The organism is Mycoplasmoides pirum ATCC 25960 (genome assembly GCF_000685905.1).
GTDB lineage: Bacteria > Bacillota_I > Bacilli_A > Mycoplasmatales > Mycoplasmoidaceae > Mycoplasmoides > Mycoplasmoides pirum.
The window spans coordinates 160,948-177,114 of sequence record NZ_JMKZ01000002.1; the positions used below are offsets into that span (position 1 = coordinate 160,948).

20 protein-coding genes are annotated in these 16,167 nt (G+C 23.5%); 2 read left to right on the plus strand and 18 right to left on the minus strand.

Annotated elements, in window-relative coordinates:
• Positions 1–67 precede the first annotated feature (67 nt).
• On the minus strand, positions 68–1,291 hold the full coding sequence (locus T397_RS0103360; RefSeq protein WP_027124290.1) for a DUF31 family putative serine protease: 1,224 nt from the start codon (positions 1,289–1,291) through the stop codon (positions 68–70).
• A 13-nt stretch (positions 1,292–1,304) separates the two neighbouring features.
• Complete coding sequence (gene upp / locus T397_RS0103365; protein WP_027124225.1) at positions 1,305–1,925, minus strand: uracil phosphoribosyltransferase; 621 nt, start codon at positions 1,923–1,925, stop codon at positions 1,305–1,307.
• Between the two features lie 132 nt (positions 1,926–2,057).
• Between upp and T397_RS04080 the strand changes: the two genes are divergently transcribed.
• On the plus strand, positions 2,058–2,786 hold the full coding sequence (locus T397_RS04080) for a DUF1600 domain-containing protein (protein ID WP_052663116.1): 729 nt from the start codon (positions 2,058–2,060) through the stop codon (positions 2,784–2,786).
• A gap of 15 nt (positions 2,787–2,801) precedes the next feature.
• On the opposite strand, the gene galE is transcribed toward T397_RS04080, so the two are convergent.
• Genes galE through asnS form a run of 5 tightly spaced genes read right to left on the minus strand, consistent with a single transcriptional unit; the run spans position 2,802 to position 7,314 of the window.
• On the minus strand, positions 2,802–3,788 hold the full coding sequence (gene galE / locus T397_RS0103375) for a UDP-glucose 4-epimerase GalE (protein ID WP_027124226.1): 987 nt from the start codon (positions 3,786–3,788) through the stop codon (positions 2,802–2,804).
• A 15-nt stretch (positions 3,789–3,803) separates the two neighbouring features.
• The gene (locus T397_RS0103380; RefSeq protein ID WP_027124227.1) at positions 3,804–4,625 is read right to left on the minus strand and encodes a hypothetical protein; all 822 of its coding nucleotides are present in this window, start codon (positions 4,623–4,625) and stop codon (positions 3,804–3,806) included.
• A 43-nt stretch (positions 4,626–4,668) separates the two neighbouring features.
• Positions 4,669–5,211 carry a CinA family protein gene (locus tag T397_RS0103385; RefSeq protein WP_027124228.1) on the minus strand — a complete coding sequence of 181 codons (543 nt, stop codon included), beginning with the start codon at positions 5,209–5,211 and terminating at the stop codon, positions 4,669–4,671.
• Between the two features lie 54 nt (positions 5,212–5,265).
• Positions 5,266–5,910, minus strand: a complete 645-nt coding sequence (gene pgsA / locus T397_RS0103390; protein ID WP_052663117.1) for a CDP-diacylglycerol--glycerol-3-phosphate 3-phosphatidyltransferase — start codon at positions 5,908–5,910, stop codon at positions 5,266–5,268.
• A gap of 6 nt (positions 5,911–5,916) precedes the next feature.
• Positions 5,917–7,314 carry an asparagine--tRNA ligase gene (gene asnS / locus T397_RS0103395; protein ID WP_052663118.1) on the minus strand — a complete coding sequence of 466 codons (1,398 nt, stop codon included), beginning with the start codon at positions 7,312–7,314 and terminating at the stop codon, positions 5,917–5,919.
• A gap of 180 nt (positions 7,315–7,494) precedes the next feature.
• On the opposite strand from asnS, the gene T397_RS0103400 reads away from it, so the two are divergent.
• The gene (locus T397_RS0103400; protein WP_027124231.1) at positions 7,495–8,187 is read left to right on the plus strand and encodes an MBL fold metallo-hydrolase; all 693 of its coding nucleotides are present in this window, start codon (positions 7,495–7,497) and stop codon (positions 8,185–8,187) included.
• Here T397_RS0103400 and coaD read toward each other — a convergent pair.
• From coaD to T397_RS04095, 11 genes are all read right to left on the minus strand, one after another.
• On the minus strand, positions 8,180–8,635 hold the full coding sequence (coaD, locus tag T397_RS0103405; protein WP_027124232.1) for a pantetheine-phosphate adenylyltransferase: 456 nt from the start codon (positions 8,633–8,635) through the stop codon (positions 8,180–8,182). The genes T397_RS0103400 and coaD overlap by 8 nt on opposite strands.
• Complete coding sequence (gene nusG, locus T397_RS0103410; protein ID WP_027124233.1) at positions 8,635–9,546, minus strand: transcription termination/antitermination protein NusG; 912 nt, start codon at positions 9,544–9,546, stop codon at positions 8,635–8,637. The genes coaD and nusG overlap by 1 nt, the downstream gene beginning before the upstream one ends.
• A gap of 19 nt (positions 9,547–9,565) precedes the next feature.
• On the minus strand, positions 9,566–9,967 hold the full coding sequence (gene secE, locus T397_RS04085; RefSeq protein ID WP_052663119.1) for a preprotein translocase subunit SecE: 402 nt from the start codon (positions 9,965–9,967) through the stop codon (positions 9,566–9,568).
• Positions 9,967–10,113 (minus strand): 50S ribosomal protein L33, encoded by a 147-nt coding sequence (rpmG, locus tag T397_RS04340; RefSeq protein ID WP_081794321.1) that lies wholly within the window; start codon positions 10,111–10,113, stop codon positions 9,967–9,969. The genes secE and rpmG overlap by 1 nt, the downstream gene beginning before the upstream one ends.
• Before the next feature lie 182 nt (positions 10,114–10,295).
• Entirely contained in the window at positions 10,296–11,909 is a 1,614-nt protein-coding gene (locus T397_RS04265; RefSeq protein ID WP_027124234.1) for a leucine-rich repeat domain-containing protein, read from the minus strand.
• 388 nt (positions 11,910–12,297) lie between these two features.
• The gene (locus T397_RS0103425) at positions 12,298–13,068 is read right to left on the minus strand and encodes a type III pantothenate kinase (protein WP_027124235.1); all 771 of its coding nucleotides are present in this window, start codon (positions 13,066–13,068) and stop codon (positions 12,298–12,300) included.
• Positions 13,069–13,071: 3 nt separating this feature from the next.
• Entirely contained in the window at positions 13,072–13,767 is a 696-nt protein-coding gene (locus tag T397_RS0103430; protein WP_027124236.1) for a DUF5453 family protein, read from the minus strand.
• A 40-nt stretch (positions 13,768–13,807) separates the two neighbouring features.
• Positions 13,808–14,203, minus strand: a complete 396-nt coding sequence (locus tag T397_RS0103435) for a DUF1948 domain-containing protein (RefSeq protein ID WP_027124237.1) — start codon at positions 14,201–14,203, stop codon at positions 13,808–13,810.
• Positions 14,204–14,206: 3 nt separating this feature from the next.
• Positions 14,207–14,548 carry a hypothetical protein gene (locus tag T397_RS0103440; protein ID WP_027124238.1) on the minus strand — a complete coding sequence of 114 codons (342 nt, stop codon included), beginning with the start codon at positions 14,546–14,548 and terminating at the stop codon, positions 14,207–14,209.
• A 1-nt stretch (position 14,549) separates the two neighbouring features.
• Positions 14,550–15,119, minus strand: a complete 570-nt coding sequence (gene efp, locus T397_RS0103445) for an elongation factor P (protein WP_027124239.1) — start codon at positions 15,117–15,119, stop codon at positions 14,550–14,552.
• Positions 15,112–16,086: a glycosyltransferase family 2 protein gene (locus tag T397_RS04095; RefSeq protein WP_081794322.1), complete on the minus strand. Its 975-nt coding sequence runs from the start codon at positions 16,084–16,086 to the stop codon at positions 15,112–15,114. The genes efp and T397_RS04095 overlap by 8 nt, the downstream gene beginning before the upstream one ends.
• Positions 16,087–16,167 lie beyond the last annotated feature (81 nt).

Sequence of the window (16,167 nt, forward strand, 5' to 3'; positions counted from 1 at the left end):
ATTTTATGGGTTATTAATTTTATTATTAAATGTTATCACACGTTTTTAATAAATACAAATGAAAAAATTAGTTGTTCTTCATGTACTGATCATTAAACATTCAAGTAATAGTGTTGTTTAAAGATGTCTTATAAGAATTTGATATTGAACTATCACCAGCTATCAAATCATAACTAATATTATTTATTGAATCATTAAATCTTAATGGTTGACCTAAACCGAACGGGGATTCTTGTTCAACATTTGTTGATGGATCTTTATAACTAAATGTCCCAAAATATATACCTACTATTTCTTTATTTTGATTCATAATCAAACTTCCTGATGAACCGCCAGCTAAATTTGAATTATTAATCACATATCCACGACTATTTTGAAAAAATTTTTCGTTGTGATATGTTAAAGATCAATTTAAATTATTCGGGGCATAAAAACCATTATTATCAACAGGAAAACCATATTGATATGCTAATCTTTTATAATCAAAATCTTGACCCTTTTCAAAAGATGAAATTCCAGGTGGCTGATTAAGAGTTCATTTAGAACCACCAGAAATAGGATATTTATTATCCAAAAATTGTGATTTGACTGAATCATAATAAGGGTAACCAGCTATAAATGCTTGATCACTACTTAATCTTGAATAATTTATTTTCTTAAAAAGTTTATCAACATATGATGATTCTGGAACATTTTCCATTAATGTTTTTAAAGAATTAATAGACTGTAAAATTCAATTAGTATATACTCAATCAGTAAGATAAAATTCCATTGAAAAAACAGCAAAATCAACATAATAATTTGTTGTGTTTTTGTTAGGCATAAAATTAGTTGCTACAAATTGCGTTTTTGGTATTGAAGATAATTTTTTATATGTGACATCAAAATCTTTTGGTGGCGGCGGATAATTAATTAATGTTTTGCCTAAATAAAATTCTTGTGTGTGAGGTCATAATAAGTTTGGGTATTGTTCTAAATTTCTTAAAGAATCAGCAACATGTAAGTTTGTGCCAAAATAAGCAGTTAATTTATTATTTTCTTCTTTAAAATCAAACAATCATCCCGTTCCTGAAATGGCTTTTGAATCAGAATTAATAATTAAAAATGAATATTCTAAATCGTAAATTTGTTTATATGAACCAGAAGTTGGAATATCGTGAGAATGGTTTTTATCATAAAAAGGTTTAGGGAATAAAAACAAAGAACACGATGAAACTAAAACAGCTAGTAATGCAAAAAAAGTAGCAATTACTAATAACATTCATTTTTTAATATTAAATATTTTTTTCATGATTATTTTTAAATTATTTAGTTCCAAATAGGCGATCGCCTGCATCGCCCAAGCCTGGAGTTATATATCCTTTTTCATTTAATTTTGTATCTAAAGATGCTAAATATATTTCAACATCAGGATGTGTATTACTAATTTTTTTTAATCCTTCAGGACTACCAACTAACCCAACATAACGAATTGATCTTGGTTTAGTTTTTTTAATAGCATCAATTGCCTTGCTTAAAGAATTACCAGTAGCTAACATAGGATCAAGCAATAATACATCTGCTTTATTTATGTTTTTGGGAAATTTTGTGTAATATTCCTTAGGAATTAATGTTTTTTCATCTCGATATAAACCAATATGACCAATTTTTGCAGCTGGAACAATTTGACTAATCCCATCAACCATACCTAATCCAGCTCTTAAAATTGGAACTAAAACTAAATCATTTTTTAATTGATAACCAATTGTTTTTGAAATCGGTGTATTAATATTTACTTTTTTTAAAGGAAATGACTTTGCAACTTCATACATCATTAATGCAGTAATTTCTTTTAACAAATCTCTAAAATCTTTTGATTTTGTATTTTTATCTCTCATTTTAGTTAATTTGTCTTTAATTAAAGGATGCTGAATAATTATATACATGCTAAAAATAAAACCTTAAATTCAAAGTATATAAAATATTTAGATATAAATATTTATAATATTCTAACAATTTAAATTGACTTTTTTAATTAATTGATTAGTTAAAATCTTAATACGAGGACTTAAATTTCTATGATTTTTAAAAAGAAATTTTGTTATGATTCAAGTATTTTTATAAATTACTTTAAAAATTTTTCTAAAACTAGATGAATTTTTTTTGGAGCTTTTTATTTTTTCCTAATTGCTTTTGGCTTGTTTATTTATCAAATTATTACTGGTTTGATACAAAATACACCAGCAGATAATCCTTGAATTGTTATTGATAAATTTACATGACAAAGCAATATATTATTGTTAATTTTTAGTTTTTTTTATGTTTTTTTGCCAAAGCATCAATTTCTAAAAACAGATAGTTTTTTAATTTGTGTATTAACTTACATATTTTTTACATTTTTTGGATATAACTTTATATTAACTTTTTTAAATAATGGTTATTCAGGAAATCCGCTTGACATTTTTATAAGTGTTTGAACACATCTTATTTGTCCTGTGCTTTTTATCATTTGTGGAATTTTAAAATTTGTTTTTGAACCGCAAAAAATAAGACTTAGAAGATTTATAAGAATTTTAAGTTTTGGAATGATTTATCCTACAATTTATCTTATTTATCTTTCAACTATCCCTTTTGTATTTAATAATGGTAATGAAACATATTCAATATATGGCATAGCAACAAACACTAAAGATAATCCATCAATTGCTTGACCTATAATTTTTGGTATGTACTTTTTATTTTTTCCAGGTACTTTGTTTGGATTTTATTCTATTGCTAAAATCATTGCTAAAAAAATGAAAAAATAATTTAACTAAATCAAATTAAAATATTTTATTTTTAGTTCTAAACATTAAATCAGATTGAATCATATCTTTTAAAGTTTTTTGAGGAATTCATTTTAAAAACTTTTTAGCTAGAATATTGGATGTGATTAGTTTTGAAGGATCCCCTTGTCTTCTTGGACAAATTTTTACATTTTTTAAAGGACTTTTAGTTATTTTTTCTAACATAGTCAAACATTCTTTAACTGTGTATCCTTTGTTTGAACCTAAATTAACAGCAATAGTTTTATTTTTAATATCATTTAAATAATTAACTGCCAATAAATGAGCATTAGCTAAATCAACAACATGGATAAAATCTCGCAAACAAGTTCCATCTTTAGTATCCTTATAATCATTACCAAAAATTTTAAATTCATTGTTGTTTAAATAAGACATAACTAAACGCGGAATCAATAAAGTAGTTTTTTTATTAAATATACCTAATTTATAGTCATCACTAGCGCCTGCAACATTAAAATATCGCAAAATAACAGATTTAATACCATAAGCATGTTCTGCAGCTTTCAATAAAAATTCACAAGTTAATTTACTAGAACCATAAGGATTAATTGGATTTTTAACATCATCTTCAAAAATAGGTAATTTTTCAGGATTGCCATATACTGCTGCTGTTGAAGAAAAAATAATTTTTTTTATTTTATTTTCTTTCATTACTTCTAAAATATTTATTAATCCACCAACATTGTTTTTGTAATATTCTAAAGGTTTAGAAACTGATTCAGATACAATTATTTTTGCAGCAAAATGCATAATCACATCAGGTTTAATTTTCTTAACTGCTAAAGTTAATTTTTTATAATCTAATTGTGAACCTTGCATAAATTTAACAGATTTAGGTAAGGCCTTTTTTGTTCCTGTTGATAAATCATCAAAAACTAAAATTTGATTTTTTTTATTTTGTGCTAAAAGATGAGCTACATTTGATCCAATATAACCAGCACCACCAATAAGTAAATATTTCATATTGTATTTATTCCTTTAATCAATTTTATCGTTTAAATAATCTAATATCTCTTTTGTTCCGCTTAATACATCTTCATCAGATAAATTTTTAGTAATTTCATCTAGAGTTCTAAAATAATCTGATTTTTCAAGTAAATCGTTATGTAAATCATTGTTATCCAAAGAGGATTCGTCCTCTACTAATTGTGATTCACTTAAATTATCTATATCTCATGTTATATTTTCTTGAAAATCATTTAATAATTCTTGAGTAACATTTAAAGATTCATTGTAATCGTTAAAAGATTCTATTAATGGATTTTCGTCAATTTTAAATTCATTTAATTCAAAATCATTTTTATCATCAGAAACATTATTTAAATTAGATGGTAAAAAATCATTTTCTTTTTGAGTAACGTTTTTGATAATTTCTAATTTTTTGATTTCTGTTGGTTTAATATAATTTTTATATAAATAACTGTCGTTTTGAACTGAAGGAATAATTTCAATCACTTCATCATTAGTTGAATCATAATAAAATAAACCTATATTTTTAATGTCATCTTTTGGAAGTGGCAAATTAGTAATAATATCTTTCACTTCATCTAAAATTTTTTCATTAGTAACATAGATATAATAAAAATCCACAAAATTATTTGGTTTTTGATTTTGCAACAATTGATAAATAATTTTTTCAAAAAAAACAAGATCATTTGCAAACATGTAACCAATCAATATTTTTTTGTCTAGAAAATAACAAAGAATTTTAAATTTGATATCATCATTAACCTTATAATCTTCAAAAGATCACATGTTATTAGATGAATCATTAAAAATTGATTTAATTTTTTTATCCATAATTTTTTATATAAATCCTTTAATATTTTCAACAATATTCAAATTAATCATTTTGTTTAATAAGTAATTTAAATAATTGCTCAACAATTTTCATTGTCATTAATTTTCGATAAACACTGCGGACTACAGAATCATTAATTTCATGTTCAGATTCGCCCGAAGTTGCTAATCATTTGTCAACTTCACTTTTTTCAATTCTACCTTCATATTCATAAGCACGATCTATGATAACAATACAAAAATAATATAGACCCACTGGTTTATTTTCGGTGTTAGTTGGACCAGCAATTCCTGTTACACTTATGGAAATATCAGAATTAAAATTCTTTATTGCTCCTATTGCCATTTCTTTTGCAACTTCTGATGATATTACACCGTGTTCTCTAATAGTTGCATCTTTAACATTTAATAATTTTTTCTTCATCTCTGATGTATATGTAATAACTCCACCTTTATACACAGATGAAGCATTAGGAGCTCCAACTAATGTTGAAGCAATCATTCCACCAGTAACTGATTCTGCTGTTGATAATGTGTATTTATTTTTAATTAATTTATCAATTATAAAATCTTTATAATCCTTCATAATACTCAAAAATCTCTAATATTTAATAAATGAACATATAGATATATTTTATATTTATTTAGTTGTGTTTTTAGAATTTATTAATTTTGTTACTTTTTTAAAATAAATTCAACAAGAAATAATACTAAATAAAATAGCAATTCAATAAGGTAACATTTGGATTAATCAAAATCAAAGTTGCTTATCAATATTTAAATTATTATTAATGGAAAAAGTAAAAAAAAACAATGATAAAATACAACTCAACATTTGAAATATTGTTTTTAATTTTCCAAAAATGTTAGCAGAAATAATTATATTTTTATTCAATGCAAACATTCTAAATCCATCCATTAAAATATCTCGCACAATAAAAATAATTACTAAAGAAAAATGCACAATACCTTGAGCGGCAAAAGCAATTAACAATGAATTAATTAAAATTTTATCCGCAATAGGATCTCACATTTTTCCTCAATCAGATATTACATTTCATTTTCTTGCTAAATATCCATCAAGTCAATCTGAAATTGAAGAAATTATAAATAAAATTCCCGCAACAAAAAAACCTATAGAGATTTTTAAACTTATTTGTGAATTTATAAATAAAAAATTAAATTCATAAAAAATATTTGTTTGCAATGAAATTAATAAAATAATTGGTACAAATAAAATAATTCTAAATATTGTTAATAAATTTGGTATATTGGTTTTTTTCATGTAAGACTAAAAATCTAATTGACCGTGAACACGTGGGAATGGAATTGCATCACGAATATTATCAATTCCAGTTAAATACATAACTAATCGATCAAAACCTAATCCAAAACCACTAGAAGCATAATAACCATATTTTCTTAAATCTAAATATCATTGAATAGAAGAAATATCAATGTTTAACTCACGACAACGTTGCATTAACTTTTGGTAATTATCTTCACGTTGGCTACCGCCACATAATTCTCCAACACCCGGAACTAATAAATCAACTGCAGCAACAGTTATGCCATCATTATTTTGCTTCATGTAAAATGCTTTTGTTTCTTTTGGATAGTTAATTACAAAAACAGGACTATTAAAAACCTTTTCACAAATATATCTTTCATGTTCAGTTCCTAAATCCATTCCAAAATAAATGTTTTTATTTTCAAAATTAACACCTTTTGAAACAGCAATTTTTAAATGCTCAATTACTTCTTTATATTCAATTTTTGCAAAATCATTTGAAACAATAGATTTTAAATTAGAAATTAAATTTTTATTTATATTGTCATTACAATATTGCAATTCACTTTTAGCATAATTTGTTAAATAAAGAATTGAATGTTTAATCATTAATTCCATTATCTTAATTAGTTGATCTAATGATGTGAAAGCCATTTCTGGTTCTAACATTCAAAATTCTGATAAATGTCTATTTGTGTGTGATTTTTCAGCTCGAAACGTTGGACCAAAAGTAAATACTCTTTTATACACTTGAGCATATGCTTCAGCAGCCATTTGCCCTGTAACTGTTAGTAAAGCTTTTTTTCCAAAAAAATTATGTTCAAATGGGCTATCAACTTGAAAAAATTCACCCGCTCCTTCACTATCGTTTGATGTAATTATTGGAGAATGAATATATGTAAAATCATTATTTTTGAAAAATTCAAATATTGAATTGCTTAATTCGCTACGAATCTTCATAATGCTATAGAATTTATTTGTTCGGCCTCTAAGGTGAGCTATGGAACGTAAAAACTCATTACTATGATGCTTTTTTTGAATTGGATAATCTATATCTGATTTTTTTAATACTTGAATTTTTTCGGCACGAATTTCAAATGGTTGTTTAGCTTGAGGCGTTACAACAACAATCCCTTGTACTTTTATACTAGCACTCAAACTAAGATTTTTTAATTCGTCATAATTTTCAATATTTTCTTTTTTATAAACTATTTGAACATGTTCTAAAGTCGAACCATCATTTAAAGAAATAAAACCAATAGATCCACTTTCGCGATTGGCTCTAACTCATCCAACTAAATTAACTTGAATATTATTTAAATTTTGATACTCATTTCACAATACTTTGTTTGTATCAATAGTAGTTTTTTTATCATGATTTATATAATTTTTTTCCATAAAAAGATAATTTCCAACAATCTATTTGAGTTTTAATAAATATTTACAAATTTGTTATATGTTTTGTATAAATTATACTATATAAATTAACTTTGAAATATTTCTAATAATCATTAAAAACATACTAATTAATTTAAAAAGTATAATTAAATAAAAATTAAAAAATTAACTAAAATTACAATGAAAATAAAAGATGAAAAAGAAATTTACAAATGTGATTATAGAGAACAATGAATTTTTGATGATTTATATGTTCTAATTAATAATCAAATTAAAAATAATACATACATCATTAAAAATAAAAATGAAGCAATAATAATTGATCCTAGTTTCAATGGTAAAAAAGTTATTAAGTTTTTAAAAGACAATAAAATTCAACATATAGTAATTTTAATTACTCATGGTCATTTCGACCATGTTGGTCAAAGTGTTGAAGTCGCAGAACATTTCAATTGCAAAATTTATATTCATGAAAAAGATTTAGAATTAAAAACAAAATATCAAACTAAATATTTTGAGTTTTTAGATGAAAAAGATAATCTTTTTAAAAAATTTGTTAGTTTTAAAGCAAAAATGCCGAAATTACCATTAAAAAATTTTAATGTAAAAATTTTAGAAACACCTGGTCATACACCTGGAAGTGTGTGTTATTTAATAAATAACTATGTTTTTACAGGGGATTTTATATTTGATGTAGATATTGGAAGAACTGATTTTGAATATTCAGATAAGAAATTAATGACTCAAAGTTTAAAAAAGTTTATAAATAATTTTAAAAATAAAAATTTTTATATGTTTCCGGGTCATGAAGAATGAACAAAAATTGACGATTTAAAAATAATTAATCCTTTTGTTAAAAATTTTTTTAAATAGTTTTTTGTTTAAAAAAATTTTTGTGTTTTAAAATAGTCTTTTTTATTTCTGAAGAAGAAATCGATTTATAAACATTATCACTAAATAGAACTATTGTTTCTAAATCTGGATTTAATTCTTTATTTACTGAAGCATTATATAATTGCTGTTTCATGTCTCTAATATTGCGAACACCTGAAATTAAATATTTAGCTTTATATTTTTTAGCAGCATCAACAATATATTTTGATCACAAAATAACTTTTATATTTTTAAAATTTAAACTTTTAATAATTTTTTGTACTTCAATTTTTCGTTTGTGAAGTGATGTTTTTTGTTGTTTATCAATATTTATAGAAACACAAACTATTACTTCATCAAATAATTTTGATGCTTTTTCAATAATATGAATGTGCCCAATATGTATAGGATCAAAACTTCCTGGAAATAATGCAATTTTTTTTGACATTATTCTTTTAATTTTATTTGATTATAGGGCAATAAAACTGTTGTTTCTTTTCCCATAAAATCTACTAAAATTTTTGCTTCTTTTTTATTGTTATCAAGTTCTATTATTTGACCATCAATATTTTCATAATCTCCAACTAATATAGTAACTGTGTGACCAATTTTAAATTCAAAATTTTCATTAAAATTAATGTTATCGTTATTACTTAAAACTTTTTGTTCTGGCATTAATTTAGATGTTTCATTTAAATCTAAATTTTTAGAAATGGAATTTATTTCAGTTGTAGGATCTTCTATGGGTTTAATAATGATATCGCTAACATCTGTTATAGTTTGAATTTTAGTTTTTGGTTTATTATTCTCATTATCAAAACCTATCAACTTACCGTTTTCATCAAATTTATCAATAGGCACTTCAATAATAGCATTTGGTGTAACAATAGCTCTATATTCTGGGTCAGACGATTCACCAGATAATAACATTTCTTCATCAAAAGTAATTGGTATAGGTTTTGCACCTTTTCCAGATGAACCCACTAAACCACTAATATTTTGAGCATTACGAACAGCAAACCATGTATCGTCATTCATAATCATTTTTACATAAATGTATCCAGGAAACTTGTTACGATCTATTATTTTAACTTTTAGATATTTACCATCTCCTAAAAATTTTCAATAAATGTTTGCAGAATTGCGCATATTTCTAGGCGGTAATTTTTGGGGATTATTATCATCAAAAATTTCTTCTATAACTTCACGTCTCTTGATAGTTTTAGCATCTACAATATATTCATCAAAATGCATTGCTTGTACTTTTGCTTTTAAATTTTTGATAACAGTATCTTCATTGCCATTTATGCAAGTAGTAATAAATCACTGTATTGGAATATTTTTATTTTTTTTTGACATGTTTATAAATCTCTATTCTTTAACTATTTAAAATACCTAACGCAATAAAAATTTCTGTAACCCCAAAAAATAATGCTGTTAATATTAAAACTATCAATGCCACAATTAAAAAACTAGTTATTAAATATCTAGGTGATGGTCAAGAAATTCTTTTCGATTCTTTATTCATTCCATATCATCATTGTTTCATCACAAATTTAAATGAACGTCTTTCATGCTTGTGATATTGCAAATCATTTAATTTTGATTGTTCTTTATCTTTTTTTCTTTTTTCTTTGACACGTTCTTTTAACTCTTTATGAACTTTTATAACATCTGGATCTTCATATTCAGAAAGAGCAGTGTGTTTTAAACGAGAACGTTCATGAACACCAGAATTATCAATTTGTTCATCTTTGATATTATCATTTTTATTTGACATTAGCGAGACTCCTTGTGTAAGGTTTTTAAATTACACTTTGAACAATATTTTTTTAATTCAAGTCTTTGTGTTTTTAATTTTGATTTGGTTGTTGAATAGTTTCGTGAGTTACATTCTTCACAAATTAAAATTGATTTAGAACGCATATTGTTTTGTTAAATTTTGGTTTTAAAATAAAAAAACCCAATGCCAAGCAATGAGTTTGTAATTATTATAGCACATTTAAAACTTTTAAATAATGAAAATTACTTATCGTTAAAATGTTTATATATTGTCATCAAAAATCAAAAAAACCATTTTTGCTAAATGGTTTTTTGATTTCATTAAATTATTTGTTTACATTAATTGGTTTTTGTGTATTTTTAAAACTAGAAGGTTGTTTAGGTTCATTATTTATTGGAGCTTGTACTTGTGTGTTGTGTTTTAAGTTAGTTGGGGGTGCAACTTTTTTAACATTAGGATTTGTAGGTTTAGAAGCTTTTAACATTGTTGGACGTTTTTTAATGGAGTTATTTGATAATTTTTTAAACACCGCTCCAATGCTAACAGTTAAATTATCTATTTTTTTATTTGTATGAATAAACATTTCGCGAGTATTTTTATGTAACAAATTAGTTTTTCTATGCATTTTTTTCAAAGGCAATCCAATAGCTAAACCTAGCAATATGATTGAAGCAATAATTGAACCCAAAACAATTCCTAATAAACTATAATTAAATGATTGTTTTGCCAATTCTTCTTTTGAAACTAAAAGATTTATTTTGTCATGTTTAACATTATGTTGTATTAAAACATCTTTAACATCTTGATTATATACATCATATTGAACATTATCTGAAAGAGATTTTAAGGCATTGTTTTGAAGTATTAATTTTTCAGAGTAAATTATTACTTTAGATAAGTTGGGAGAATGATCTAGAAATGCATCATCTTCTATTGAATTAATATTATTAGGTATTGTAATAGTATCTTTTGTTTTACCTAAATCTGTTAACGCAACCATTTTCTCATTGACTATTACATACAAATCATTATTAGAAATAGCAATAGAATTTCTTTCAGCTCCTGAAACAATCAATTTGTCAACAAGTTCTTGTGAATCAACTAAAATTCTTTTTACTCCTTTGTATGTTTTTGAGTCACCACCAAATGATTCTATCTTCATATCTTTTGTAAATTTAAGAATTAGAGAATTACAATTAAGAAAAGCACTTGGGCCTATTTTTTTAAGATTTTTCGGAAAAGTAACGGTTTTCAAAATTTTACAATCTTCTAAAAATGATTCTGGTATTGTTGTCATACTATCTGGTAAAACAATTGATTCCAAACCCGAATTGTCAAAAACATTATTTGAATACTGAATATTAGAATTTGCTTGTAAGTATACATTTCGCAAATTTGTAGTATTGGAAAAAGCATATGATCCAATTTTTTCAATTGAACTAGGAAAGTTAACAAATGTTAAAGAACTGCAACCTTGAAAAGCATAGTCACCAATTTCTTTTAAATGAGTTACAAATAAATTTATACGTTTTAAATTAATACAACCTCTAAAAGCAAGTTTATCAATTTTTTCTATGTTCGGCGCTAAAATTACATTTTTTATAACTTTATTTCAATCAAAAACACTTTCGCCAATAATTTTAACATTTTCAGGAATACTTAATGTTTTTTGTTTTTTGCCTAAATCAGTTAAACCAGTAATTGTGTCTTTGCTATCATTAAATGTAAAAAATGAAGAATTATTTAATTGTGTTTTACTATAATCACTTTCTATTTTTAAAGGGTCAGAATTAATTTTATTTGAATCGTTTTTGTTAATTAAAGAATATTTAGTTGAATTATTTGATTGTTTAACTAAAACATTTGTTCCTATTGAAAAAACTGAAACAAATGATGCAATAAATAAAACAGGCAATAATTTTTTTAAAAATTTTGGCATTATTTTTCCTTTTTTAAATAAATTTAAAAAAACAAAAAACTTTTAAAAATAAAAAAGCAAACATACTTAATAATGAACTTATTACTTTTTTATTAAAAAACCAAATTTATAAACAAAATTTTATTTGTTTTTACTTATAAAACTCAATAAAAATGTATTTAAATTTACTTATATAAAATGATTATCAAATTTATTGAAAAAACAAATCTTTTAATTGTTTGCTTTTTTAGAATTTAAAGTTTTTTATTTAATTTATTTTTAATTCAAGTAATTTAATTAATTTAATACAAAGCATTTTTTCAACAAAACAATTTAAACTTTATGAATATATTTTAATTAACTTCATAAATTGGAATAATTATATCAATTAATACAAATTAAGCAAATTTTATAAGTTTATTTTTAAAATTAAAAAATATCCAATCAAAATAGCATCATTATTTTTTATATATTTAAAATTAACATTTAACTTGTTTATGTCGTGCCCACACACAATACACATTAAATTTTTACATTTAAACTTATATAAAGATTTGACTGAATCATATAAATAAGATACAAAACCATTTTTTAAATTGGATAATCCAGATTCAATAGCTGTTCTTGTATCATTACCTAGTAAATTTTTTTTTCTAAAATCAAATTGTATTTTATTAATTAAATATGTTCTAGAAAATAAACTTTCAACATTTATTTTTAATCCAGAAATAATACTCGCACCTTTAAAAACATTATTTATTAATAAAATTGCAACTGTTGCAGTTCCAAAAGAAAAACCTAAAACATTTTTTGCTTTATATGAACAATATGTTGCTAAAGCTAAAATATCATTGCCTACTTCTTTTTCTTTAATTTTTTTATCAAATTCAAAATTAAATTTTGTTTTTTTGTTTATTAAATACAATTTCAATTCATTTTTTTCAAAAGCATTAATAAAAAATAAATTTTTATCTAAAACAACACTACCTAAAATTCCATATCTTAAATGTTTATTATTAAAATAAGTTTTGATAATTTTTTTAACATAATTAGTAGATTTAATATTTTTTGTAAGTAAAGTTATTTTTTTTAAAATTTTTTTCTTATCATTTAAAATTGCTATTTTTGTATATGAATTGCCAACATCAATAACTAAAACATTTGATAATAAAGAATTCATAAATTAAATTTCAGTTAGTCCCGCACTAGGTTTATCTTTCTCTTTTACGGGTTTATCATCATTTGTTGTAAAATTAGATTTATTGTCATCCAAATTAATAATAACACTTTTATTATCTATTTTATCTTTATCTACAATTGTTCCTTTTTCACGTTGTAATAATTCAACATCTATTTTAAATCTAGCATATTTTATAAATGATAAGCTAATTAAGCTAAATAAAATAGTTATAGAAAAAATTATTCATAAGAAAATCATGACAATATTAGAAATCTCATTTTTTGCATCATCAAAATTAGTTGGTTTACCTATAAAATCCATTTTAATATTGTTTCCTAAATAAATAGCTATTGACACTAAAACAAATATTAGAATTAAATTAAAACAAAAAATTGAAATTCCAGATAAATAAAATTTTGTTCATTTTTTATTAAAATGAAATTTTTTATATGAATAATCTTTAAAAAAATATTTGATATCTAAATAATACAAAAAACCACTAATTAAAATGGAAATAAAAGGTGCTATTAATAAAAAATATAAATTAATTGAGTCCATAGCAATAGTGCCATCGTCTATGCTTGGGGGCATAACACGATCTATTATCAAATTTTTAACAGCAAAATTAATTCCTGTAAGTAAAACTAAAATAAAATTTGCTAAAACTATAGCATAATGAGTTCTTCAATCACGTTTCATAATTAAAATATTAAATTAAATAAATAAATTTTTGTATTTTTTAAACAAGAATTTTATCTAAAATAGCATTTACAATTTTTTTTAAATGTTTATCTGCATATTTATTAATTGTAATTAATGATTGATCAATCAATATTGCTTTATCTGTTTTATACGTATTTCATTCTGAAATAGCTTCCATAATAATTGCTTTAGAAACATTATCAAATTCTTCATAAGATCATTTAGATTTTAAATTGTCTTTAATTAAATTGTGATAATCATTTAAAGAATAAGCAAAATTTTCAATTATTTTTAATTGTCAATCGTTTAATCTATTGTATTTATCATATGTTTTAAAATTATTAATAATTACGTTAGGATCAGATTCTTCACTAATTAAGCAAGAAAAAATATATTCAAATACTGCAACTCTTTGTGCTCATATTTGTTTCATAAATTAATTATTCATATTGCAAATAACATTAATAGTTAATGCTTCAATTTTAAATTCATTATTCAAATAAGAAATTACACCTTTTTGAATTTGTTTATGAATTTCAAAATTTAACTTAACTTTAGATTTTAAATCTAAAAAAACATTAACTTGAAAATTTGTATTGTGTTGAAATTCTATAAATTCAACTGATGTCAACGTATAAGAATTATTTTTTTTTGAATTTAATATGAAATTAACAAAATTAAAAATTGCATTTTGTAAAGCAGAGTAAGTAATTTGAATTGAACCTTGGGGAGTTTTGGATATTTCTTTTATCAATTCGTTTTGTGAATTTGTTAACATATTACTTTTGACCTCTGCTAACATATATTCCTTCTTCAACATTGACCACAATTTTTTCGCCTGTAGTAATAAATTGCGGAACATCTAATTCATATCCAGTAACTAATTTAGCTTTTTTCATTGCATTTGTAACACTATTTCCTTGAACAGCATCTTCAGCATATTCTACTTCAATAGTAACTTGGTCAGGTAAAGTTAAACCAAGAATTTCTCCTTCATACGCAATCACGTTAACTTCAATACCTTCTGTAATAAAATTTTTTTCTCATTCTAATTTTTTAACAGGTATTGAAATTTGTTCATACGTATCATTATCCATAAAATTTAAATTGTCATTATCTCCATAGACAAAAGACATTTTCTTTTTATCGACTTGTGCCTGTTCAAGTTTCATACCTGTAAAAACTTCTATAGTGATAGCACCTGTCCGTAAATTTTTTACTTTGCATTTAACAATGCCCTCGCGCATTGCTGTTTTATTAAAAGAATTGCTAAGAACAAGATAAATTCCATTATTAAAAAAAATTGTATGACCTGAGCGCAAATCTTTTGCTGCAATAATATTAGCCATTAATTAATAACTCCTCTACGGTTTTATTTATAGTTTTATGCTTTTTATTAAATCAAACAAAATTATATTTTTTAGGATATTTAATTCACTTATGAATTTTTAAATACAAAATTCAGTTAAAAAATCAAGAAAAAACTGGTGGCAATCATGTATGTGATGGTCTTGTAGGCAAATGAATACGATGATTTTTTTCTTTTAAACGATCAATAAACCCAGGCAACAAACTATATATATAAACTACAATTCCAGCGTCATTCAAACACATATTTTTTAAAGTTTCACATCAAGCTTCAAATTTTGCATCATTTGTTCATGATGTTGTAGTAGAATTACCAGGTCTTGTTGAGAATCAAGTACCTAAAGATTCCCTAACATAGTATACACTTTTAGATTTTGAAACAGCTTGATGATAAAGTATACAATCTTGATATCACATATTTTCAAGTAAGTTATCTAAACTATAGAATAATTCATTTGAATAAAATTTACATAATGGTTGACTATGTGGGGTTCGCAATCTTTTTTTATTTAATATATTTCTTGATTTTCCAAAAAAAGGATTTAAAGTATAAGTTTTATCATTTTCTAAACAATCAAATGATGAAACAATCATGTCATTATTAATATGTGGTAATATTTTACTAAAAGCATCTTTGTGTAAATAGTCATCTGCATCTAAAATGGTAATTAATCTACCATGCACCAAATTATTATTTTTTACATAATTGATAACTGAACCTCAATTACCATTTGTTTTTTTATAAAAGAAAATATTAGAAGGAAAATGTTGTAAAAAACTTTGCATTACAATTTCAGTTCCATCTGTAGAACCATCATCAACAACAACAATTTCAATATTTTTAATATCTACATTTTGATTAATAATTGAGTTTAATGAAATAGGTAAATAATCTCGACAATTATATGTCGGAATTATTACAGAAATGTCATATTGTTTATTTTTCATTTCTTTAAACTTAACCTACTTTTTTCTACTTGTTAAACAAAAACAAGTGAATACTATTATATTACAAAATATTTTCTGAAA